Here is a 22155-nt window from a genome sequence, read left to right as displayed (position 1 = left end):
TTGGTGCGAGTGGCGGGACTCGAACCCGCAAGGCTCACGCCGGCAGATTTTAAGTCTGCTGTGTATACCAATTCCACCACACTCGCACTTGAATGGGCCTTGACGACCGACGGGCTTCTAAGCAGAGGTATCTAAGTAGAAAGCGCGTTGCATTCAAGCGCGCTTTATAACCCATTGTTATAGTTGAGTCAACCGCAGCACCTATGATCAAGGGAAGACAGCCCTCACCCGTGGCCGCAATGCCTGTACTCGTCGACCGAGAACGCTGACAATCAGTTGCCACAAGGGCGGCTGCAGAGGACACTCCTGATCACGCCCAATTCCTCCCCGCTGTGCCTGTGGAGTTTGCATGGTTTCAGCTGACTGTCTCGAACACCCTGTCATGCCCGCGCACCGCTACGAACAGCTGGTTCAGTCGGTGGTGGACTACGCCATCTACATGCTCGACCCGACGGGGCATGTGGTGTCGTGGAACGCTGGCGCCGAACGCATCAAGGGCTACCGGGCCGATGAAGTGATCGGCCAGCATTTCTCGTTGTTCTTCACCCCCCAGGATTGTGCGCAAGGGCGCCCCGAACGCTTGCTGCGCCAGGCACTCGAGCAAGGCGTGGCGCAGGATGAGGGGTGGCGCGTGCGCAAGGACGGCTCGCAATTCTGGGCGCTGGCCGCGCTGGATGTGATTCGCGATGACCTTGGGCAGATCATTGGCCTGGCCAAGGTCACCCGGGACATTACCGACCGGCGCGAATCGGCACTGCAGCTCGACGCTGTGCGTGCGCAGCTTTTTCAGGCGCAGAAGCTCGAAGCGCTCGGCCAGCTGACGGGTGGGCTGGCGCATGATTTCAACAACATGCTCACGATCATCCTGAGTTCCGCCCGGCTGGCCCTGACCTCCCACGACCCAGAACGCATCCAGCGCATGCTGCATCACATCCTCGAGGCCGGCGAGCGGGGCACCGAGCTGACCCAGCAACTGCTCAGCTTTGCCCGCCACCGCAAACTGGATGTCACGCGCATCGCGCCCCTGGAATTGATCGCTGCCACGCGTGGCTTGCTCGAGCATTCGCTGACAAGTGAAATCGACCTGCAACACCATTTGCCCGCGAGTCTGCCCGCCATCGAAGTGGATGCAGGGCAGTTGCAGATGGTGCTGCTCAATTTGCTGTTCAATGCCCGTGACGCCATCGAGGGTAAAGGCAGCATTGGCCTGGCGGTCGATGTTGTTGAACTGGCCGGGGATGTGGAAGGGTTGCGGGGCCGTTATGTGTGCTTCGAGGTGCAGGACAGCGGCAGCGGGATTGCTCCCGACGTACTGCCACGCATCTTCGAGCCGTTTTTCACCACCAAGGCCTTCGGCAAGGGCACCGGCCTTGGCCTCAGCCAGGTCTATGGCTTTGCCAAGCAGAGCAATGGCGCCATCAGTGTCGACAGCGTGCCTGGCCAAGGCACGTGCATGCGTCTCTATTTGCCCGCGTGTGACCCATAAGCGGATCGCCAACCTACAGGTACACACCATGGCACAAGCACTCAAGCGGCTGGTGACGGGGATCGAAGGGCTCGATGCCCTGCTCAAGGGCGGGCTGGTCGCGGGCGCGTCCTACATCATTCAAGGCCCGCCTGGCGCGGGCAAAACCATCCTCGCCAATCAGTTGGCCTGTGGCCACGTACAGGGTGGCGGCAGGGTGTTGGTGGCGACGTTGCTCAGTGAATCGCACGAGCGGCTGTTCCAATACCTTGGGACGCTGGCGTTTTTTGATCCGACCCTGGTGGGCGACCAGATCCAGTTTGTCAGTGCCTTCGATACCCTGGAGCAGGAAGGGCTCGATGCCGTGGTCAAGCTGCTGCGCCAGGAAATCAACCGGCAGCAGGCCAGCCTGCTGATCGTCGATGGGGTGCTCAATGCCCGCGTGCGCGCCGAAACGACCCTGGACACCAAGAAATTCGTCTCGGAACTGCAAGGCCACGCGGCCTTTGCCGGCTGCACCCTGCTGTTGTTGACCAGCGCCCGGCTGGACGAGGGCAGCCCGGAGCACACCATGGTCGATGGCGTGATCGAGCTGGGTGAGCAACTGGTGGGCAGCCGTGCCGTGCGCCATATTCAACTGCGCAAGACGCGTGGTAGCGCAGCCCTGTCGGGGCGCCATGAATGCTTGATCGATGAAGTGGGCATGCATGTTTTTCCACGTCTGGAATCGCTGTTCAGCCACCCCAGCCACTTGGGCAGCGCCAGCCTGAGCCGTGTTTCTTCGGGTATTCCGAGCCTGGATGGGATGCTCGACGGCGGGCTGGCCACAGGCTCGGTCAGCCTCATCATGGGGCCCTCCGGTATCGGCAAGACGTCCCTGGGCCTGGCCTTCCTTAGCGCGTGCACGAAAGAAGCCCCTGGTGTGCATTTCGGCTTCTACGAAACGCCCGAACGCCTGCGCCTCAAGGCGGCATCGCTGGGCTACGATTTTGCCGCTCTGGAACGCGAAGGTGCGCTGCAGATGTGCTGGCAGCCCACCACGGAGGGTTTGCTGGACCAGGTTGGTGCGCGCTTGCTTGAGCATATCGAGGCCCAAGGCAGCAAGCGTGTGGTGATCGACAGCCTGGGCGCCTTCAGCCGTTTGGCAATTGACCCGACTCGGCTCAACGCGTTTTTCCGCGCCTTGACCGGCGAGTTGCGGGCGCGAGACGTCAGTGTGCTGCTGACCTGGGAGATGCGTGACATGTTCGGGTCGGAAATCATGGCCCCGGCACCGGATCTGTCGAGCATCGTCGACAACTTGATGCTGATGCGTTTCGTCGAACTGGATTCCCAGCTGCGGCGCATGCTGTCGATTCTCAAGGTGCGTGACAGCCACCATGACCCCGCGCTGCACGAGCTGTTGCTCGGCCCGCAGGGCATTACCTTGCGCAAGGCCTTCGAGGGCGCCAGCGGCGTGCTCTCGGGGACGCCAGTGCAGCAAGGCGGCGGGTGACGGGGCGGCTGATGAACACCATTCTGATCGTCGATGACGAATACCTGATCGCCGACATCCTCGGCTTTGCCCTGGAGGATGAAGGTTATCTGGTGGAAAAGGCGAGCAATGGCCTGAAGGCGCTGGAAGCACTGAGGGAAAAACGCGTCGAGCTGGTGATCACCGACTACATGATGCCATTGCTCAATGGTGAAGAGCTGGCACGCAGGATGCGCGATGAGCTGCAGCTAAGCGACTTGCCGGTCATCCTCATGAGCGGCGCGCAGGCCAGCCAAGGATGCCCGGAGCTGTTCGCCGCGGTGTTCGACAAGCCCTTCGATATGGACAGGATGATCGCCAAGGTGCGCGAACTGCTGGGCACCTGAGGCGCAGGTCGATCAAGCGCGTCCGTGCGGCTTGAGGCAGTGCTGTTCAGTGCGAGTCGTCGTGTTTTTCCGGGGCTGGGTTGCCAGCCTGGATACGCTTGAAGATCTCTTCGCGGTGCACCTGAACATCTTTCGGTGCATCGATGCCAATCCTCACCTGCATCCCTTTGACGCCCAGAATGGTGACTTTGATGTCATCGTTGATGACGATGCTTTCGCCAACCTTACGGGTGAGTATCAGCATGTAGTTCTCCTTGGTAATGTTGAAATCCGTCGGGCTAATTGCCGCGGCGGTGGGAGCCAGTCCCTCTTCCTTCTCATTAAAGACGCTTTCGGCGGATAGGAATTCCCCGACAGACAAATTCTGTTGCGTATCTTCAGGTGCAGGCGCCGGTAACTGCCGCAAGCGGTGTCCCGGCGAAGGTGCTCGGTGGCAAGAATAGGGGGGTTCAGCCCGGATGGGAAATTTCTCTGCATCATGGCCTAAATAGACAGTGTCAATGATCGTCCTGTTCCTCCAGCGCCTGTAGAAATAACAACAGCGCCACTTCTTCTGGATCCAGGCCTTTGCGATTACGTTTGCGGGGCAAGCTGGCCAGGCGGCCGAGGGCAAAGTGTTCGAGCACGGCCGGGTGGATGTAGCAGCGCCGGCATACCGCCGGGGTATTGCCCAGGCGCGTGGCGACCTGCTTGACGATGGCAGCGACCTGGCGTTTCGCTTCGGTTTCCGGCTCCCAGGCCAGCGACCTGAGCAGGTTCAGCGCAAGGCTGCTGCCAGCCCAGGTGCGGTAGTCTTTGGCGGTAAAGTCAGCGCCAGTAAGCGCCTGCAAGAACTGGTTGATATCACTGGAACCGATGCTGTGGCGTTGCCCCTCTTCGTCGAGGTACTGGAACAGCGCTTGGCCCGGCAGCTCCATGCAGCGCTTGAGCAGGTTGGCCAGGCGCCTGTCGTGCAGGGTGACATCGTGCTCGACGCCGCGCTTGCCGCGGAACTGGAAGCGGATGGTGCCGCCTTGCACCTTGACGTGACGGTTGCGCAGCGTGGTCAACCCGTATGACTGGTTGTCACGCAGGTAACGCTGGTTGCCGATCCGGATCAGGGTGTGGTCCAGCAGGCTAACGACCAGTGCCATCACCTTTTCCCGGTCCAGGCCCGGTCTGGCCAGGTGGGCCTCCAATTGCGAGCGCAATTTCGGCAGTGCCTGGGCAAATGCCAACATGCGCCCGTATTTGTGCTGGTCGCGCAGTTCGCGCCATTGCTCATGGTAGCGGTACTGCTTGCGGCCACGGGCGTCGCGGCCGGTGGCTTGCAGATGGCCTTGCGGGTCAGCGCAGATCCACACATCGCTATAGGCCGGAGGGATCACCAGTGCGGCAATGCGTGCGAGGGTGTCGGCGTCGCGAACCCGCTGCCCCTCGGTGTCCAAGTAGATGAAGCGGTCGCGCCAGCGCCGTCGGCTCAGGCCCGGTTGGCTGTCGTCAACGTAATGCAGGGTGCGGGGCAGGGGGCAGTCGAGCATTGGCGGCAGGCCTCGATCAGGTCTCTGATCAATGGACAACGGCCGCGTCAGGGTTGCTCAGCCCAATAAAGCCACCGACTTGATCTGGGCGATCAGGGCCTGGCCTGGGTGCAGGCCAAGCTGGTCTGCCGAGAAGCGGGTGATGCGCGCCAGCAAGGCATTGCCCCCGGCATCCAGGCTCACCAGCACATGGGCCGGATTGTCTGCCGGGCGGGTTTCGCGCACCTGCACCGGTAGCCGGTTGAGAATGCTGGAGGCGCTGTCCGCCGTCAGGGCCAGGCTCACGTCGCGCGCCTGCACCTTTACCCGCAGGGTGCTGCCCATGACGTGAGCGGGGTGGGCGATGCGCAGTATCGGCGCGCCGCTGCCGGGCAGGCGCAGATCGAGCAGGTCGTAATGGGGGTCATGCCCGACTACCAAGCCTTCGAACACCACCCCGGCATCTTCGCCCTGGGCCAGCGACAGGTCCAGGCGTGCAAGCGTTTCGCCAATCGGGCCGCTGGCCACGGCCTGGCCTTGCTCCAGCAGCACCAGGTGGTCGGCAAGGCGCGCTACTTCGTCCTGGGCATGGCTGACATACACCAGCGGGATATCCAGCTCGTCATGCAGACGCTCCAGGTACGGCAGGATTTCGCGCTTGCGCGGCCCATCGAGGGCAGCCAACGGCTCGTCCATCAACAACAGCCGTGGGCTGCTCAGCAGCGCGCGGGCGATACCGACCCGCTGCGCCTCACCGCCGGACAACGTGGCGGGCCGACGTGCGAGCAGGTGGCCGATGCCCAGCAACTGGCAGGCCTGCTCAAGGCTGACCTTGCGCTCGCTGGGCGCGACCCGGCGCCAGCCAAACTCCAGGTTGCCGCGCACCGACAAGTGCGGGAACAGGCTGGCTTCCTGGAATACATAGCCCACCGGGCGCAGGTGAGGCGCTTGAAAATAGCCGCGGCTGCTGTCTTCCCAGACCTCGCCGTTTACTTCGATGTAGGCGCTGGCGGCGCGCTCCAGCCCTGCCAGGCAGCGCAGGCAGGAGGTTTTGCCAGACCCGGAATGGCCGAACAGCGCGCTGATCCCGCGCCCAGGCAGCTGCAGGTCGACATCCAGGGTAAAGTCGTCGCGCGCCAGCTTCAGGCGCGCCACAATCGATGCAGTCATATCAGCTCCAGCCAGCTTTGCCGCGGCGCCCCGCGTACAGCAGGAGCAGCACCAGGAACGAGAACACCAGCATGGCACCGGCCAGCCAGTGGGCTTGCGCATATTCCATGGCCTCGACGTGATCGAAGATCTGCACCGAAACCACGCGGGTTTTGTCGGGGATGTTGCCACCAATCATCAGCACCACGCCAAACTCGCCGACGGTATGGGCAAAGCCCAGAATGCTGGCGGTGATGAACCCGGGGCGGGCCAGCGGCAGCACCACATGGACGAAGGTGTCCCATGGGCTGGCGCGCAGGGTGGCAGCGACTTCCAGCGGCCGTTGGCCGATCGCGCCAAAGGCGTTTTGCAAGGGCTGCACCACAAAGGGCATGGAGTAAATCACCGAGCCGATCACTAAGCCGCTGAAGCTGAATACCACGCTGCCCAGGCCCAATGCCTGGGTGGCCTGGCCAAGCCAGCCATGGGGCCCGAGTGCGATCAGCAGGTAAAAGCCGATGACCGTCGGTGGCAGCACCAGCGGCAGGGCCACCACCGCGCCCACCGGCCCGCGCAGCCAAGAGCGCGTGCGCGCCAGCCACCAGGCGATGGGCGTGCCGACGATCAGCAGGATCAAGGTGGTCAGGCTGGCCAGTTTGATGGTCAGCCAGATGGCACCCAGGTCACTGGCGTCCAGTGGCATCAGAGCTCATAACCGTAGGATTTGATTACCGCGGCGGCTTTCGGGCCTTTCAGGTACTCGACCAGCGCCTTGGCAGCGGCACTGTCCTTGCCTTTGTTAAGGATCACGGCGTCCTGGCGGATCGGGTCGTGCAGGTTGGATGGCACGATCCAGGCTGAGCCGCTGGTGACTTTGCCGTCCTTGTAGATCTGCGACAGCGCGACGAAGCCGAGCTCGGCATTGCCGGTGGACACGAACTGGAAGGCCTGGGTGATGTTCTGCCCTTCGACGATCTTGCCCTTGGTGGCCTCGGTCAGTTTCAGCTTGTCGAGCACCTGGGTCGCGGCCAGGCCGTAGGGGGCGGCTTTAGGGTTGGCGATGGACAGGTGCTTGTACGTGTTCTGCTTCAGCACGTCCCCCTTGGCATCCACGTAACCTTCTTTCGCCGACCACAGGGCCAGGGTGCCGATGGCGTAGGTGAAACGCGAGCCTGGGACGATTTCCTTTTCCTGCTCGAGCTTGGCCGGGGTGCTGTCGTCGGCGGCGAGGAACACTTCGAACGGCGCGCCATTCTTGATCTGGGCGTAGAACTGCCCGGTAGCACCATAGGCGGCGACCAGCGTGTGGCCGGTGTCCTTTTCAAAGTCTTTGGCTATGGCCTGGATAGGGGCTGTGAAGTTCGCTGCGACCGCGACCTGGACTTCGTCGGCCCAGGCAGTGTTAAGGCAGATCAGGCTGGCCAGTGCAGTGGCGGCCAAGTGGAATGGGCGGATACGCATGAAGACAGCTCCTTGGGTTATCGTTATAGCGTGAACTATATAGCGATAGGCCATTGGCCGGGAAGGGGGCTGGACGACGACGGCGGTAATGGCCTGCAAGTGCTGTTCAGCGCGATAGCGTTTGCAGTGCCTTGCTGGCAATTTCCTGGGTCAGCTCAGCTGCCGGCATGTGCCTGCCCAAGCGCAGCGCCTGGCCCGACCACAGGTTGCTGAAGTCGCTGTTGCCTTGCGGGTCGGTGATTGCACGCAGTGGCATCAGCGCGCCACCTGCCAGCGGGAAGCGCGGTGCCAGGTCGCTCATCGGCCCAAGCTCACGCATGATGCGGTTGTTGATGCCCCGCGCTGGGCGGCCGGTGAACAGGTTGGTCAGGGCCGTGTCGCTGGCGGGCGCGGTGTCCAGCGCGCGGCGGTGGGCCGCAGACACCTTGGCCTCGGGGCAGAACAGGTAGGCCGTGCCGATCTGCACGGCCGAGGCGCCCAACGCAAGGGCCGCGACCAGGCCACGGTGGTCGGCGATGCCCCCGGCTGCAATCACCGGCACCGTGACCGCGTCGACGATCTGTGGCACCAGGGCGAAGGTGCCAATCTGGCTGGTGATGTCTTCGCTGAGGAACATGCCGCGATGGCCGCCCGCTTCATAGCCCATGGCGATGATCGCGTCACAGCCGTTGCGCTCCAGCCACTGCGCTTCTTCCACCGTGGTAGCGCTGGACAGCACCTTGGCGCCACTGGCCTTGACCCGTTGCAGCAGGTGGGGCTCGGGCAGGCCGAAGTGAAAGCTCACCACTTCAGGGCGCAACTGTTCGACCAGCTGGCAGCTTTGCTCATCGAACGGGGCGCGGTTGGAGACCGGCGTAGGGGCGTCGAAATCGGCACCCACCTCGCTGTAGTAAGGCTTGAGTACCTGCTTCCAGCGCGCCTCGCGGATCGCGTCGGGCGGTGGTGGTTGGTGGCAGAAGAAGTTCAGGTTCAGCGGCCGCGCAGGGCAGCCGGCGCGGAACGCTTCGATCTCATCACGTACCTGGTCACTGCTCAACATGGCGCAGGGCAGTGCGCCAAGGCCGCCCGCAGCGCCCACGGCAATGGCCATGGCCGAGCCCGTCGCACCTGCCATCGGCGCCTGCAGAATAGGCACTTCAATGCCCAGCAGATCGAGAATACGGCGGTCGGGCCAAGGGCTCATGCGGGTCTCCTTGCGGGCGGCGTGATCGGTGCGGCAGTGCCTGCGGGGCGTTTACAGGGCCTTGCTGACCTGGATGTCGCTGATCTTTTCGGCGTCGTCGCCGTGGATCTTGCGCAGCGCTTGCAGCGCCTGCTCCTGGGAGGCATCGGTCATGAGTGCGAAATCCCAACGGCGCTCGCCGTCGAGTTTGTATTTGATGACGTACTTGATGGTCTGGGTCATGGCGGTCTTATCTGAGTTTCGACGACGAGCGACGGATGATCTTGATCTTGTGGGTCAAGGTCGGCTTGCGCGTTACCGAGATCGGGCGCGTGGTCACGGTATCGAGGGTGATGTTCCAGAAACCGGTACTTGGAACGGTGATCTTGGCCGGGAACTTGTCGAAGGCACCACCATGGTAGGTGTGTCGACCGCCATTTTTGAAGCTGCGGAAGTTGGCGTCGTTCATCAGGCGGATGTTGCAGCGCTGGGAGCACTCGATGACGACGATATCGTCCTCGTTGAGGTGCTCGCGCTGGTGTACGAATTTCATGTGATGCTCCGCAAGGTTTGGATCTGCAAAGGCGAAAGATACCACGATGTCACGCTAAGCTGCCGCGCTCGATGGCCAGGCGTAGATAATTCTGCCAAAGCAGGGAGCAAACAGGCCTGGCTGTGGTCGAACTGGATTCTTGATGGCAGAGGTGCTGCAAATGAAGTGGATGGTGGCGGCGTTGTTCCTGGGGCTTGGGGGCTGTGTCAGCGTTTCGGAGCTTGAGCAGTCGCATGAAACGCTGGATGTGATGTCTGGCAAGACACCGCGTGAATACGCCGATTGCGTCAAGCAGAAGCTGGCCGATACCCGTGATCCGTTGGTCGAGGAGCAACGCGGTGATGGCTTGCGCCTGATCGTCCCGCAAAAGCTCACGGCCGGGGCTGGGCCGGCGGCACTGGTCGATATCGACTCGCGTGGCAGCGGCAGCAGCATCAAATTGCATGAACGGTTGAACAACTTCCCGTTGCGCCTGGGTGATGTGCGCACCGCAGCGACGCAGTGCATTTCTGGCCATTGATCTGGCGCAACGGATGCGCGGTTAAAAGGCCAATAGCTGTCACCTGGTAGGTGTTGGCGTTGTTGCGACTTGCCCTACGGGTCTAGTATCCATTTGCTTATGTTTTTTAAGCCTAAGCTTATAACAAAAGAAATGGAGATTCGTGATGACCCCGTTGAGTCGAGTCGTGATCGGCAGCCTGCTGATCCTGGCCTGGCCCACGGCGCATGCCGCCGATGGCCAGAAGATCTTCACCCAGGGCGGGGCGAACCCCGCCGCCATGGCCTGTATAGGTTGCCATGGCCCAGACGGCAAGGGCATTGCCGCTGCCGGGTTCCCTCGCTTGGCCGGCCTGCCGGCCGGTTACCTCAGCAAGCAATTGCAGGATTGGCGCAATGGCACCCGCAAGCAGCCGGTGATGGAACCGCTTGCCAAGGCCCTGAGCGACGACGAAATCAAAGCCGTCAGTGCCTACCTGGCCAGCCTCCCGGCTGAGCCAGCAGCCGATCTGCGCCGCCAGCAGATAGCCGATGACCCCACCACGCGCCTGGCACTGTATGGCGACTGGGGGCGGCAGATTCCGGGGTGTGTGCAATGCCACGGCCCAGGCGGCAGCGGCGTGGGTGAGCATTTCCCTCCGCTGGCAGGCCAGCCTGCGGCTTACCTGGTAGCCCAACTGAATGCCTGGCGCGACGGCAGCCGCAGCAATGACCCCAACCAACTGATGGTCGGCGTGGCCAAGGCCATGACCGATGACGAGGTCAAGGCGATTGCCGCGTTCTTCGCCCGTCCCGCCCACCCGGAGGTCACGCCATGAAGCCGATGATTCCAGCCGTGCTGCTGCTGGCCATGGGCAGTGCCCAGGCAGCCCCGATCGCCATGGAAGACCAGTCGCAGTTGAAAGTGCCGGGCGTGCAGGCCGAACCGCAGTTCGTCCCGCCAGCCGAGAGCGAGTTGCCGGACAATGCCTTTGGCAAGATGGTCCGCCAGGGCCATGCGCTGTTTGTCGATACCCGGCGGCTGATGCCGGAAGCCGTCGGCAACGGCATGAACTGCAGCAACTGCCACCTTGATCAGGGGCGCCTGGCCCACTCTGCGCCGATGTGGGGTGCGTATCCGATGTACCCGGCGTATCGCAAGAAAAACGACAAGGTCAACACCTATGCCGAGCGCATTCAGGGGTGTTTCCAGTTCAGCATGAATGGCAAACCACCGGCGGCAGATAGCCCGCAGATGACGGCGTTGTCGGTGTATGCCTACTGGTTGTCGACCAAGGCGCCGACAGGCGTGGAGATCGCCGGGCGCGGCTACCCGGATGTCCCTCAGCCCAAGGGTGGCTACGACTTCAAGCGTGGCCAGCAGGTCTACCGTGACCAGTGTGCGATTTGCCACGGCGACAATGGCGAAGGGCAGCAGGTGGCCGGCGAGTATGTAATGCCGCCGTTGTGGGGCAAGGATTCCTACAACTGGGGGGCCGGGATGCACCGTATCAACACGGCGGCGTCCTTCATCAAATACAACATGCCGCTGGGCAAGCCTGGCAGCCTGAGCGATGAACAGGCCTGGGATGTGGCGGCATGGATCAACCGCCATGAGCGCCCGCAGGACCCGCGGTTGGTGGACGGGTCTGTGGAGAAGACGCGGCTGAAGTTTCATGCCAATGACGGGGTGAACCTGTATGGGCAGAAGGTCGAGGGGGTGCTGATCGGGCAGGGAACCGGTAGCTGATAGGGTTGCTGTGCTGGCATCTTCGCGGGCCAGCACAGGCAACAACCGTTTTTGTCATCTACCCGTCACCGCCCTGCAACCACTGCCGGGTTGCAATGGCCGCCATCATCCTGAAGGAGCGCGGCCATGGAACTCTGTGTGATCGGGGCGGGGTATGTTGGATTGGTGACGGCGGCCTGTTTTGCCGAAATGGGCAATCGCGTGGTCTGCCTGGAACGCGACCCGCAGCGCCTGATGCAACTGCGCCAAGGCCACTGCCCGATCCACGAGCCAGGCCTGCAGGCGCTGTTGCACAGCGCCATGCAGGCGGACCGGCTGGCCTTCAGCGATGACTGGCAGCAAGCCCTGGCTGCCGCCGAGGTGGTGTTCATAGCAGTGGGCACACCGAGCCAGGAAGACGGCTCAGCCGACCTGCAGCATGTGCTGGCCGTGGCCGACAGCCTGGGGCGACACCTGACCCACCCGTGCCTGGTGGTGAACAAGTCGACTGTTCCCGTAGGCACCGCGGAACGCGTAGCCCGGCACATTGCGCTTGGCCTGCGCGAGCGTGGCGCAGGCTTCGTTGTCGAGGTGGCGAGCAACCCCGAGTTTCTCAAGGAGGGTAGCGCCCTCGAAGACTTCATGCGCCCGGACCGCATCCTCATCGGCACCGACAGCGCAGCCGCCAGCCAGTGCCTACAGCGGCTGTATGCGCCGTTTGTGCGTAACCGTGAACGCATCCTGTTGATGGCGCCGCGCGCCGCCGAATTCAGCAAATACGCCGCCAATGCCTTTCTGGCCACCAAGATCTCCTTCATCAACGAGCTGGCCGGGCTTTGCGCGCAGCTGGACGTGGATATCGAGCAGGTGCGACGAGGCATTGGCAGCGACCGGCGCATCGGCAGCCATTTTATCTATGCCGGGTGTGGCTATGGCGGCTCGTGCTTCCCCAAGGATGTCCGGGCGCTGATCCGCACCGCCGAGCAGCTTGGCTACCCGGCGGGTATCCTGCAGGCGGTGCAAGCCCGTAACGAAGCGCAGAAGACCTTGCTGTTCAAGGCGCTGCACCAGCATTTTGGTGGCTTCATGCGAGGGCGTAGCGTGGCGCTGTGGGGGTTGGCCTTCAAACCCGGTACCGACGACCTGCGCGAGGCGCCCAGCCTGGTACTGATCGACGCCTTGCTGGCGGCCGGTGCGCGGGTACAGGCCTGCGACCCGGTGGCGCTGGGCGGCATGGCAGGGCGCTACCCGCACGCCTTGGCCACTGGCCAACTGCGCCTGAGCGAAGACCCTTACGCCTGCGTCGAAGGCGCGGACGCCCTGGTACTGGTGACCGAATGGAAGCAATTCAGGCAGCCGGATTTCCTGCGGGTGCGGGGGCTTATGCGCATGCCAGTGGTATTCGATGGTCGCAATATTTACGATGCTCAGGAACTATCTACACTGGGTTATCTCTATCATGGCATCGGTCGGCCTCAGGTGGGGCATTGTAAGGTGACTGCCGCCTGATTAGACTGCGCCGAATTCCACAGGCCTAGCCTTCGTTAAGGACGTATATGATCAAAAAATGCTTGTTCCCGGCCGCCGGCTACGGCACCCGCTTCCTGCCCGCTACCAAAGCCATGCCCAAGGAAATGCTGCCGGTGGTCAACAAGCCGCTGATCCAGTATGGCGTTGAAGAAGCGCTGGATGCCGGGCTGAACGAGATCTCCATCGTGACTGGCCGTGGCAAGCGTGCCTTGGAAGACCACTTCGACATCAGCTACGAGCTGGAAAACCAGATCAAGGGCACCGACAAGGAAAAATACCTGGTCGGCATCCGTCGTCTGCTCAACGAGTGTTCTTTCTCCTACACCCGTCAGACCGAAATGAAGGGCCTGGGCCACGCGATCCTCACCGGCCGCCCGCTGATCGGCGACGAACCGTTCGCCGTCGTCCTGGCCGACGACCTGTGCGTCAACCCGGAAGGTGACGGTGTTCTGACCCAGATGGTCAAACTGTACAAGCAGTACCGCTGCTCGATCGTTGCCATCCAGGAAGTCGACCCGCAGGAAACCAACAAGTACGGCGTGATCGCCGGCGAGATGATCCGCGACGACATCTTCCGCGTCACCGACATGGTCGAAAAACCGGCCCCTGAAGACGCGCCATCGAACCTGGCGATCATTGGTCGCTACATCCTGACCCCGGATATCTTCGATATCATCGCCAACACCAAGCCGGGCAAAGGCGGTGAAATCCAGATCACCGACGCCCTGCTGCAGCAGGCCAAAGATGGCTGCGTGATCGCCTACAAGTTCAAGGGCAAGCGTTTCGACTGCGGTGGCGCCGAAGGCTACATCGACGCGACCAACTTCTGCTTCGAGAACTACTACAAGACGGGCAAGGCTTACTGATAAGCCTGGCAGGTCTGAGAGCCACCCTTCGGGGTGGCTTTTTTGTTTGCGGCGGCCAACGGCGGTATGCTGGGCGCCAGCCTAGGAGACTGAATAAATGGCCTACGATTTTGATCTGTTCGTGATTGGTGCCGGGTCCGGCGGTGTGCGCGCCGCGCGCTTTGCCGCGGGCTTTGGCGCGAAAGTGGCAGTGGCCGAGAGCCGCTACCTGGGCGGTACCTGCGTCAACGTCGGCTGCGTGCCGAAAAAACTGCTGGTGTATGGCGCGCACGTCGCTGACGAGCTGGAACAAGCCGCAGGCTTCGGCTGGACCCTGGAAGAAGGGCATTTCGACTGGGGCACCTTGATTGCCAACAAGAACCGGGAAATCGAGCGCCTCAACGGCATCTACCGTAACCTGCTGGTCAACAGCGGGGTAACCTTGTTGCAAGGCCATGCACGGCTGACCGGCGCCAACGAAGTGGACGTCGACGGCCAGCGCTACACGGCCGAGCACATCCTCATCGCCACCGGTGGCTGGCCGCAGGTGCCAGACATCCCAGGCAAGGAACTGGCCATCACCTCCAACGAGGCGTTCTACCTCAAGGAACTGCCACGCCGTGTGCTGGTGGTGGGCGGTGGTTACATTGCCGTCGAGTTTGCCGGCATCTTCCAGGGCCTGGGTGCCGCCACCACCTTGCTGTACCGCGGCGACCTGTTCCTGCGTGGCTTCGACGGCTCGGTGCGCACGCACCTGAAAGAAGAGCTGGAAAAACGCGGCCTCGATCTGCAGTTCAATGCGGACATCCAGCGTATCGACAAGCTGGATGACGGCAGCCTCAAGGCCACCCTCAAGGACGGCCGCGAGCTGGTTGCCGACTGCGTGTTTTACGCCACCGGTCGCCGGCCGATGCTGGACAACCTGGGCCTGGAAAACACCGGCGTCGAGCTGGATGCCCGCGGCTACATTCGCGTCGACGACCAGTACCAGACCACCGCGCCATCGATCCTCGCCATCGGCGATGTGATCGGCCGGGTGCAGCTTACCCCCGTGGCCCTGGCCGAGGGCATGGCCGTTGCACGGCGGTTGTTCAAGCCCGAGCAGTACCGCCCGGTGGACTACCAGAACATTCCCACCGCAGTGTTCAGCCAGCCGCCGATCGGTACCGTCGGCCTGACCGAAGAGCAGGCGCTGGAAGCCGGGCATAAGGTGCAGATTTTCGAGAGCCGTTTCCGGGCCATGAAGCTGACCCTTACCGACATCCAGGAAAAGACCCTGATGAAGCTGGTGGTCGATGCCGAAACCGACAAGGTCCTGGGTTGCCACATGGTTGGGCCGGATGCCGGTGAGATCGTCCAGGGCCTGGGGATTGCGCTGAAGGCCGGGGCGACCAAGCAGCAGTTCGACGAGACCATCGGTGTGCACCCGACGGCGGCCGAAGAGTTCGTGACCATGCGTACCGTTACCCGCTGATAATTGCGTGTGACGACACCACCCTGTGGGTTTACCCGCGAAGAATACAACGCGGTGTATGGCACCGGCTTTGCCGGTGTTCGCGGGTAAACCCGCTCCCACAGGGTTCTGCTACACAAGCAGCAGCTGCGTTGTTCAGCGCAATCTCTTCTATTAATAAACCTTGGTTATAGCCAAAACCAATCAGCAGCATCAGCTTTGCCAATGAGCCTTCATTGGGATGAACGGTTAGGATTCTCTCCATCAACTGATTCCAACCCCATGAAGGAGCGTCTCTCATGCCTATCATCAACAGCCAAGTCAAACCGTTCAACGCCACTGCCTACCACAAAGGCGAGTTCGTCCAGGTCAGCGAAGCCGACCTGAAAGGCAAGTGGTCTGTCGTGTTCTTCTACCCGGCCGACTTCACCTTCGTCTGCCCAACCGAACTGGGTGACCTCGCTGACAACTACGCCGAGTTCCAGAAGCTGGGCGTCGAGATCTACGGCGTGTCCACCGACACCCACTTCACCCACAAAGCCTGGCACGACACTTCGGACACCATCGGCAAGATCGAATACCCGCTGATCGGTGACCCGACTCACATCATCTCGCGCAACTTCGACGTACTGATCGAAGAAGCCGGCCTGGCCGATCGCGGTACCTTCGTGATCAACCCAGAAGGCCAGATCAAGATCGTCGAACTCAACGACGGTGGTGTAGGCCGTGACGCCAGCGAGCTGCTGCGCAAGGTCAAGGCTGCCCAGTACGTTGCCGCCCACCCAGGCGAAGTCTGCCCGGCCAAGTGGAAAGAAGGCGAAGCCACCCTGGCACCGTCGCTGGACCTGGTTGGCAAGATCTAAGGTCGTGCGCCAGTCGCGGGCGGTAAGCAGCCGCCAAAGCTGAAGTACCTACCGCCCCGCCAAACGCCCGGGCGCTACTGCCTGGGCGTTTTTGTATCTGAAGATTGAAAAAGGAATCGCCCGTATGTTGGACGCCACGCTTAAATCGCAACTGAAAACCTACCTGGAGCGGGTCACCCAGCCGATCGAGATCGTTGCCTCCCTCGACGACGGCGCGAAGTCCCGCGAATTGCACGACCTGCTGGTAGAAATCGCCGGCCTGTCGAACCTGATTACCCTGCGCGCGGACGGAAGCGACGCCCGTCGTCCTTCGTTCTCGCTCAACCGCCCGGGGGCTGACATCAGCCTGCGTTTCGCCGGCATCCCCATGGGCCACGAATTCACCTCCCTGGTGCTGGCGCTGCTGCAAGTCGGCGGCCACCCGTCCAAGGCCAGCGCCGACGTGATCGAGCAGATCCAAGGGCTGGAAGGCGAATTCACCTTCGAAACCTACTTCTCGCTGTCGTGCCAGAACTGCCCGGACGTGGTCCAGGCGCTGAACCTGATGGCGGTGCTCAACCCCAACGTGCGCCATGTGGCCATCGATGGCGCGCTGTTCCAGGACGAAGTTGAAGCGCGCAAGATCATGGCGGTGCCGAGCGTTTACCTGAACGGCGAAGTGTTTGGCCAGGGCCGCATGGGCCTGGAAGAGATTCTGGGCAAGATCGACACCAGTGCCGGCACCCGCCAGGCCGAGAAGATCAATGCCAAGGACGCATTCGACGTATTGGTGGTCGGTGGTGGCCCAGCCGGCGCCGCGGCGGCGATCTATGCCGCGCGTAAAGGCATCCGCACCGGTGTTGCCGCCGAGCGCTTTGGTGGGCAGGTGCTCGACACCCTGGCCATCGAAAACTTCATTTCAGTGCAGGAAACCGAAGGGCCGAAGCTGGCCACCGCGCTGGAAGAACACGTCAAGCAGTACGACGTCGACATCATGAACCTGCAGCGCGGCGAGGCGTTGATCCCTGCCACCGACGGCGGCCTGCACGAAGTACGCCTGGCCGGTGGTGCCTCGCTCAAGGCCAAGACCGTGATCCTGGCCACCGGTGCCCGCTGGCGCGAAATGAACGTGCCGGGTGAACAGGAATACCGCGGTCGCGGCGTGGCCTACTGCCCGCACTGTGACGGCCCGCTGTTCAAGGGCAAGCGTGTGGCGGTGATCGGCGGCGGCAACTCTGGTGTGGAAGCGGCCATCGACCTGGCCGGCATTGTCGCTCAGGTGACGCTGATCGAGTTCGACAGCCAGCTGCGTGCTGACGCCGTGTTGCAACGCAAGCTGCACAGCTTGCCGAACGTGAAGGTGATCACCAGTGCGCTGACCACCGAAGTGCTGGGCAATGGTGAGAAAGTGTCCGGTTTGCGCTACAAGGATCGCACCACCGATGAGCTGCATGACCTGGCGCTGGAGGGCATCTTCGTACAGATCGGTCTGCTGCCGAACACTGACTGGCTGAAAGGTACGGTCGAGCTGTCGTCGCGTGGCGAGATCATTGTCGATGCCAAGGGCGCGACCAACATCCCAGGCGTGTTTGCCGCCGGTGACGTGACCACGGTGCCGTACAAGCAGATCGTCATCGCCGTAGGCGAGGGCGCCAAGGCTTCGCTGGCAGCCTTCGATCACCTGATCCGCACCTCGGCGCCGGCGTAAGCCAAGCGCAAGCCTGAGGGTGTCTATGATTACCCCAGACACCCTCAGGAATCTCACCCATGACCCTGATCAGCCGCGAACCCTGGTGGCTAGTGCCACCCAAGCCCGGGCAAAAGGAGCAGGACCTGCACTGGGGCTATCTGGAAATCTACGCCGACGGCCGCACTGTGTTCGTCGACCAGCGCCCCAGCGATAAAGAACTGGCCGAGCGCAAAAGCTGCCGCAACTTCCCCGACCCCGAGCACTGAAGGGCTTAGCCTTCGAGCTCGGCCAGGCGCGCCTCCAGTGCTGCAATCCGGGCTTCCAAGGCCTCTATGCGCTCCTCCGAAACACTGCCGCCACTGCTGCGGGCGCCCCCTTCCTGCTGGCGCGCGGCCAAAATCGCCTCGATTTCTGCCGGGTCACCCAGCGCATGGGTATAGCGGTCTTCGCGTTGGCCTGCCTGGCGCGGCAGGTGCAAAGCCAAATTCCGTGAAATCAGGCGCTCCAGCTGGTGCTGGATTTGTTCAGTGTCGTCGAAGTCGTGCAGGCGGTTGCTGCGGCTGAGCAGCTCGTTGAGGGTTTGCGGCCCGCGCAGGAACATCAGGCCCATCAGCACCAGCTGCGCCGGCACCAGCTCCAGGGCCTTGTCCACGCGCTGCTCCCAGCGGTCGGCGCGGCTGCCCATCTGCAAGCGTGTCATGCCCTGGCCTTCGAGTGCGCGCAAGGCCTGGCCGACCTGGCCTTGGGTGAGGTTCATCACCGGCTCGCGGCTGGTCTTCTGGTTACAGGCCAGGACCAGGGCATTGAGAGTCAGTGGGTAGCTTTCCGGGCTGGTGGCCTGTTTTTCGATCAGCGAGCCGAGAATGCGGATCTCGGTGCTGTTGAAACGGCCTTCACCTGCGGTTTCGTGTTCTGACATGGCCCAGTCTCATTGCGAGGAAAAGGCCACTAGCGTAGGTAAAGCCGCTGCATTAGGCAATTGGCAGCGCTTGTTGAACGGCCTTGCCGGGGCTCCGGGCTGGTCGAAAGGGCCGCAAAGCGGCCCCAACACGCTTAAGCCCCGCGTCGCTCTTCAGCCTGGCACGCCGCTGCCGTGAACAGCACGTCGGTCGAAGAATTCAGCGCAGTCTCGGCCGAATCCTGCAGTACGCCAATGATGAAGCCCACGGCAACCACCTGCATGGCGATCTCGCTGGGGATGCCAAACAGGCTGCAAGCCAGCGGAATCAACAGCAGCGAACCACCAGCCACGCCCGAAGCGCCGCACGCGCAGACCGCTGCCACCACACTCAGCAACACCGCAGTCGGCAGGTCGACCGGGATACCCAAGGTATGCACGGCCGCCAGGGTCAGCACGGTGATGGTGATCGCGGCGCCGGCCATGTTGATGGTCGCGCCCAGGGGGATCGACACCGAATAGGTGTCTTCATGCAGGCCAAGGCGCTCCGACAGTGCCAGGTTGACCGGAATGTTGGCGGCCGAGCTGCGGGTGAAGAACGCCGTGATACCGCTTTCGCGCAGGCACAACAACGTCAGTGGGTACGGGTTGCGGCGAATCTTCCAGAACACGATCAGCGGGTTCATCACCAGGGCCACGAACAGCATGCAGCCAATCAGCACGGCCAGCAGGTGCAAGTAGCCGAGCAGGGCGCTCAAGCCCGACTGTGCCAGGGTCGCGCTGACCAGGCCGAAGATGCCCAGCGGGGCGAAGCGGATGACCACGCGCACGATCAGGGTCACGCCGTTGGACAGGTCCTCGACCACAGTGCGGGTGGTTTCGCCGGCATGGCGCAGCGCCACGCCCAGGCCGATCGCCCAGGTCAGCACGCCGATGAAGTTAGCGTTGAGCAAGGCATTGACCGGGTTGTCGACGGCGCTCAGCAGCAGGTTCTGCAGCACTTCCGTGATGCCGCCCGGCGCACTCAGCGCGGCGTCACCGGCGCTCAGTGCCAGGTGCGATGGGAACAGCATGCTGGCGACCACGGCCACCACGGCTGCGGCAAAGGTACCCAGCAGGTACAGCCACAGGATCGGGCGGATGTGGGTTTCCTGGCCATGGCGGTGGTTGGCGATCGAGGCCATGACCAGGATGAACACCAGGATCGGCGCCACGGCCTTGAGGGCGCTGACGAACACCTTGCCGAGGAAGGCCAGGTTGCGGGCGACGTCGGGCGCCAGCAGTGCCAGGGCGATGCCCGCGAGCAGGCCGATGACGATCTGCGTCACCAGGCTGGTGCGGTTGAGGAGGCGGAAGACAGGGGTCATGTGCAGCGCAGTCTCGGTTTTTGAAAGGGCGGGACTTTACCACAGACCGCTGTAGGGCTTGCCGGCAATGAAGTGGGAAAAATTACCAGTGGAACAGCTCCCGCCGCGCCCCTTCGGTAATGGCCACGATGCCCGGGTGCTTGACCTTGCGCTCTACTGAGATGGCATAGAACGACTCATGCACCGCCTCGGTCTGCCCGATCAACTGCACGCCATACTGGCGGCACACCTCCTCGGCGATGACGCTGGGCGCGACGAAAATGCCGCTGCCCGATTGCCCGAATGCCTGCATCAAGGCGCTGTCGTCGAACTCGCCAACGATGCGCGGCTGCACCTGTTGCTCGCCCAGCCAACGCAGCAAGCGGCTGCGCACCACGGTTTCCTGGCCTGGAATCAACAGCGGCGCATCTTGCAGGCAGGCCGGGAAGGGGCCGGCATGGCGTTGTGCCAAGGCCTGGGTGGCGAAGAAACTCAGGCCGCACTCGCCCAGCTTCTGGCTGTAGCCCTTGATGTCCAGGTGGCTGGGCATCGGGCTGTCGGAGATGACCAGGTCCAGGCGCTGGATCGCCAGGTCTGCCAGCAGCCGCTCGAGCTTGTCTTCGCGGCAGTTGATGCGCAGCACCTCGTCCAGCTCCATGGTCGGCGCCAGCAGGCGATAGACGATGGATTTGGGGACCACGTCGGCCACCCCCACACGGAACAGGATCTGTTCCTGTGGGCCGGCACGCAGTAGCGCTTCAAGCTCGCCGCCGATCTGGAACATCTGCTCGGCATACACCAGCGTCTGGCGGCCGGTTTCGGTCAGCTCCAGTTGCCGCCCGACCCGTTGAAACAGCTCCAGGCCATAGGTCTGCTCGAACAGGCTGATCTGCCCGCTGATGGTCTGGGGAGTCAGGTTCAATTGCTCACTGGCCCGCGCAATGCTGCCGGTCTTGGCCACGGCCCAGAAGTAGTGCAACTGGCGGTAGTTGAGCATCGGGGTTTTCTCGATTCGTAAAAACCGAAGTATAACCGCTGAAAATACGAATTTTCCTGATGTATTGGCCTCTTTAGAATGCGACTCCATCAGGCGCTGCGTGCGCCGCCGGAATATCGACAAGCGAGGAACCCATGTTGCAGCTTAAATCCATTGGCACGCCTTTGGTGTTGGCCCTGGCCCTGTTCACCCTGGCCGGCTGCGATCAGGCCGAGAAATCCGCCCAGCAGATGCTCGACCAGGCGGCCCAGTCGGCCAAGCAGGCCATCGACAAGACCAACGAAGCGGCGCAGCAGGCCCTGAGCGATGCCATCGGCAGCGAAGGCCAGCCGCCAAAAGACGTTGAAAAGCAAGAAAAGACCCAGGACATCTGACCCCAAGACCCGATGCAGGATTGATTAAATGGAATATTTGCTGGAACTCGCCGCAAGCCCGACCGCCTGGGTCGCCCTCGCCACGCTGGTGGCCATGGAGATCGTGCTGGGTATCGACAACCTGATCTTCATCTCCATCCTCACCAACAAACTGCCCCTGGAGTACCGCTCCAAGGCGCGGCGCATTGGTATCAGCATGGCCTTGGTCATGCGCCTGGCGCTGCTCAGCACTGTGGCCTGGATCGTCCAACTGACCGAGCCTGTGGTCGATGTGTTCGGCCATAGCTTCTCGTGGAAGGACATGATCCTGATCGCGGGTGGCCTGTTCCTGCTGTGGAAGGCGACCAAGGAAATTCACGAAAACGTCGACCCGCACGGCGCCAAGGAAGAATCCAAGGCCGGTTCCACCATCACCTTGGGCTTCGCTGCGGCCATCGGCCAGATCCTGTTGCTGGATATCGTCTTCTCGATCGACAGCATCATTACCGCCGTGGGCATGACCGAACACCTGCCGATCATGATCATTGCCGTGATCGCTGCTGTGATCGTGATGTTGGTGGCGGCCGACCCGCTGGCCAAGTTCATCAATGACAACCCGACCGTGGTGATGCTGGCCCTGGGCTTCCTGATCATGATCGGCATGACCCTGATTGCCGAAGGCATGGGCGCTCACGTGCCGAAAGGGTATGTGTATGCGGCGATGGCGTTCTCGACCTTGATCGAGATCCTCAACATCATGGCCCGTCGGGCGCGGATGAAGCGCGAAGCGGCAGGGGGTTGATCTAGAAAAAGAGGGGCCATGTGGAAGCGGGCTTGCCCCGCGAA

At 62.4% G+C, this 22155-nt stretch carries 25 protein-coding genes and 1 tRNA gene; 14 read left to right on the top strand and 12 right to left on the bottom strand.

Going from position 1 to position 22155, the window contains the following annotated elements:
- Position 1: 1 nt before the first annotated feature.
- Positions 2 to 86 (bottom strand) — tRNA-Leu (locus GIB19_RS10485).
- Between the two features lie 263 nt (positions 87 to 349).
- Between GIB19_RS10485 and GIB19_RS10480 the strand changes: the two genes are divergently transcribed.
- The 3 genes from GIB19_RS10480 to GIB19_RS10470 are packed head-to-tail and all read left to right on the top strand — an operon-like array spanning position 350 to position 3325.
- Positions 350 to 1486, top strand: a complete 1137-nt coding sequence (locus GIB19_RS10480; protein ID WP_274885432.1) for a two-component system sensor histidine kinase NtrB — start codon at positions 350 to 352, stop codon at positions 1484 to 1486.
- Between the two features lie 28 nt (positions 1487 to 1514).
- Positions 1515 to 2960 carry an ATPase domain-containing protein gene (locus tag GIB19_RS10475; protein WP_342456460.1) on the top strand — a complete coding sequence of 482 codons (1446 nt, stop codon included), beginning with the start codon at positions 1515 to 1517 and terminating at the stop codon, positions 2958 to 2960.
- A gap of 11 nt (positions 2961 to 2971) precedes the next feature.
- Positions 2972 to 3325, top strand: coding sequence for a response regulator (locus GIB19_RS10470; RefSeq protein ID WP_274885430.1), 354 nt, complete (start codon positions 2972 to 2974; stop codon positions 3323 to 3325).
- Positions 3326 to 3371: 46 nt separating this feature from the next.
- On the opposite strand, the gene csrA is transcribed toward GIB19_RS10470, so the two are convergent.
- From csrA to GIB19_RS10430, 8 genes are all read right to left on the bottom strand, one after another.
- Positions 3372 to 3569, bottom strand: coding sequence for a carbon storage regulator CsrA (csrA, locus tag GIB19_RS10465; protein ID WP_023381281.1), 198 nt, complete (start codon positions 3567 to 3569; stop codon positions 3372 to 3374).
- Between the two features lie 253 nt (positions 3570 to 3822).
- Complete coding sequence (locus GIB19_RS10460; RefSeq protein WP_274885429.1) at positions 3823 to 4845, bottom strand: DNA topoisomerase IB; 1023 nt, start codon at positions 4843 to 4845, stop codon at positions 3823 to 3825.
- Between the two features lie 57 nt (positions 4846 to 4902).
- Positions 4903 to 5994: a molybdenum ABC transporter ATP-binding protein gene (modC, locus tag GIB19_RS10455; protein WP_265967883.1), complete on the bottom strand. Its 1092-nt coding sequence runs from the start codon at positions 5992 to 5994 to the stop codon at positions 4903 to 4905.
- Between the two features lies 1 nt (position 5995).
- The gene (gene modB, locus GIB19_RS10450) at positions 5996 to 6676 is read right to left on the bottom strand and encodes a molybdate ABC transporter permease subunit (protein WP_027592679.1); all 681 of its coding nucleotides are present in this window, start codon (positions 6674 to 6676) and stop codon (positions 5996 to 5998) included.
- Positions 6676 to 7434, bottom strand: coding sequence for a molybdate ABC transporter substrate-binding protein (gene modA / locus GIB19_RS10445; RefSeq protein WP_099428849.1), 759 nt, complete (start codon positions 7432 to 7434; stop codon positions 6676 to 6678). Before modA ends, modB begins: the two co-directional genes overlap by 1 nt.
- 106 nt (positions 7435 to 7540) lie before the next feature.
- Positions 7541 to 8617 (bottom strand): NAD(P)H-dependent flavin oxidoreductase, encoded by a 1077-nt coding sequence (locus GIB19_RS10440; protein WP_274885428.1) that lies wholly within the window; start codon positions 8615 to 8617, stop codon positions 7541 to 7543.
- 51 nt (positions 8618 to 8668) lie between these two features.
- Entirely contained in the window at positions 8669 to 8839 is a 171-nt protein-coding gene (locus GIB19_RS10435) for a hypothetical protein (RefSeq protein WP_099428851.1), read from the bottom strand.
- A gap of 7 nt (positions 8840 to 8846) precedes the next feature.
- Positions 8847 to 9149 carry a DUF1883 domain-containing protein gene (locus GIB19_RS10430; protein ID WP_027592676.1) on the bottom strand — a complete coding sequence of 101 codons (303 nt, stop codon included), beginning with the start codon at positions 9147 to 9149 and terminating at the stop codon, positions 8847 to 8849.
- A gap of 160 nt (positions 9150 to 9309) precedes the next feature.
- Here GIB19_RS10430 and GIB19_RS10425 point away from each other — a divergent pair, with 160 nt between their 5' ends.
- From GIB19_RS10425 to GIB19_RS10385, 9 genes are all read left to right on the top strand, one after another.
- Positions 9310 to 9669, top strand: a complete 360-nt coding sequence (locus GIB19_RS10425) for a hypothetical protein (RefSeq protein WP_027592675.1) — start codon at positions 9310 to 9312, stop codon at positions 9667 to 9669.
- A 145-nt stretch (positions 9670 to 9814) separates the two neighbouring features.
- Positions 9815 to 10465, top strand: a complete 651-nt coding sequence (locus GIB19_RS10420; protein ID WP_186681141.1) for a c-type cytochrome — start codon at positions 9815 to 9817, stop codon at positions 10463 to 10465.
- Positions 10466 to 10527: 62 nt separating this feature from the next.
- Positions 10528 to 11376: a c-type cytochrome gene (locus GIB19_RS10415; RefSeq protein ID WP_446731377.1), complete on the top strand. Its 849-nt coding sequence runs from the start codon at positions 10528 to 10530 to the stop codon at positions 11374 to 11376.
- Between the two features lie 126 nt (positions 11377 to 11502).
- Positions 11503 to 12864 (top strand): UDP-glucose dehydrogenase family protein, encoded by a 1362-nt coding sequence (locus GIB19_RS10410; protein WP_274885425.1) that lies wholly within the window; start codon positions 11503 to 11505, stop codon positions 12862 to 12864.
- A gap of 47 nt (positions 12865 to 12911) precedes the next feature.
- Entirely contained in the window at positions 12912 to 13751 is an 840-nt protein-coding gene (gene galU / locus GIB19_RS10405) for a UTP--glucose-1-phosphate uridylyltransferase GalU (protein WP_027592671.1), read from the top strand.
- Between the two features lie 97 nt (positions 13752 to 13848).
- Positions 13849 to 15204 (top strand): glutathione-disulfide reductase, encoded by a 1356-nt coding sequence (gene gorA / locus GIB19_RS10400; protein ID WP_274885424.1) that lies wholly within the window; start codon positions 13849 to 13851, stop codon positions 15202 to 15204.
- A 278-nt stretch (positions 15205 to 15482) separates the two neighbouring features.
- Positions 15483 to 16046 (top strand): alkyl hydroperoxide reductase subunit C, encoded by a 564-nt coding sequence (ahpC, locus tag GIB19_RS10395; RefSeq protein WP_027592669.1) that lies wholly within the window; start codon positions 15483 to 15485, stop codon positions 16044 to 16046.
- Between the two features lie 124 nt (positions 16047 to 16170).
- Positions 16171 to 17733, top strand: coding sequence for an alkyl hydroperoxide reductase subunit F (ahpF, locus tag GIB19_RS10390; protein ID WP_274885423.1), 1563 nt, complete (start codon positions 16171 to 16173; stop codon positions 17731 to 17733).
- A 59-nt stretch (positions 17734 to 17792) separates the two neighbouring features.
- On the top strand, positions 17793 to 17981 hold the full coding sequence (locus GIB19_RS10385; RefSeq protein ID WP_027592667.1) for a hypothetical protein: 189 nt from the start codon (positions 17793 to 17795) through the stop codon (positions 17979 to 17981).
- A 5-nt stretch (positions 17982 to 17986) separates the two neighbouring features.
- Here the strand turns inward: GIB19_RS10385 and GIB19_RS10380 are convergent, their stop codons facing one another.
- The 3 genes from GIB19_RS10380 to nhaR form a co-directional block, all read right to left on the bottom strand.
- Entirely contained in the window at positions 17987 to 18634 is a 648-nt protein-coding gene (locus tag GIB19_RS10380) for a YceH family protein (protein ID WP_099428856.1), read from the bottom strand.
- Positions 18635 to 18768: 134 nt separating this feature from the next.
- A complete protein-coding gene (gene sstT / locus GIB19_RS10375) occupies positions 18769 to 19980 on the bottom strand; it encodes a serine/threonine transporter SstT (RefSeq protein ID WP_099428857.1) in 1212 nt (403 codons plus the stop codon).
- Positions 19981 to 20062: 82 nt separating this feature from the next.
- Complete coding sequence (nhaR, locus tag GIB19_RS10370; protein ID WP_085273080.1) at positions 20063 to 20956, bottom strand: transcriptional activator NhaR; 894 nt, start codon at positions 20954 to 20956, stop codon at positions 20063 to 20065.
- A 134-nt stretch (positions 20957 to 21090) separates the two neighbouring features.
- On the opposite strand from nhaR, the gene GIB19_RS10365 reads away from it, so the two are divergent.
- Together GIB19_RS10365 and GIB19_RS10360 are read left to right on the top strand one after the other, a co-directional pair.
- Positions 21091 to 21330 (top strand): hypothetical protein, encoded by a 240-nt coding sequence (locus GIB19_RS10365; protein ID WP_027592663.1) that lies wholly within the window; start codon positions 21091 to 21093, stop codon positions 21328 to 21330.
- A 28-nt stretch (positions 21331 to 21358) separates the two neighbouring features.
- Positions 21359 to 22111, top strand: a complete 753-nt coding sequence (locus GIB19_RS10360; RefSeq protein ID WP_099428858.1) for a TerC family protein — start codon at positions 21359 to 21361, stop codon at positions 22109 to 22111.
- Positions 22112 to 22155: the final 44 nt, after the last annotated feature.

The sequence above is a fragment of the Pseudomonas sp. ITEM 17296 genome (assembly GCF_028895205.1).
Lineage (GTDB): Bacteria > Pseudomonadota > Gammaproteobacteria > Pseudomonadales > Pseudomonadaceae > Aquipseudomonas > Aquipseudomonas kermanshahensis.
Note: the sequence above shows the minus strand (reverse complement) of the source record. Positions and strands in the feature narration are given on the sequence as shown.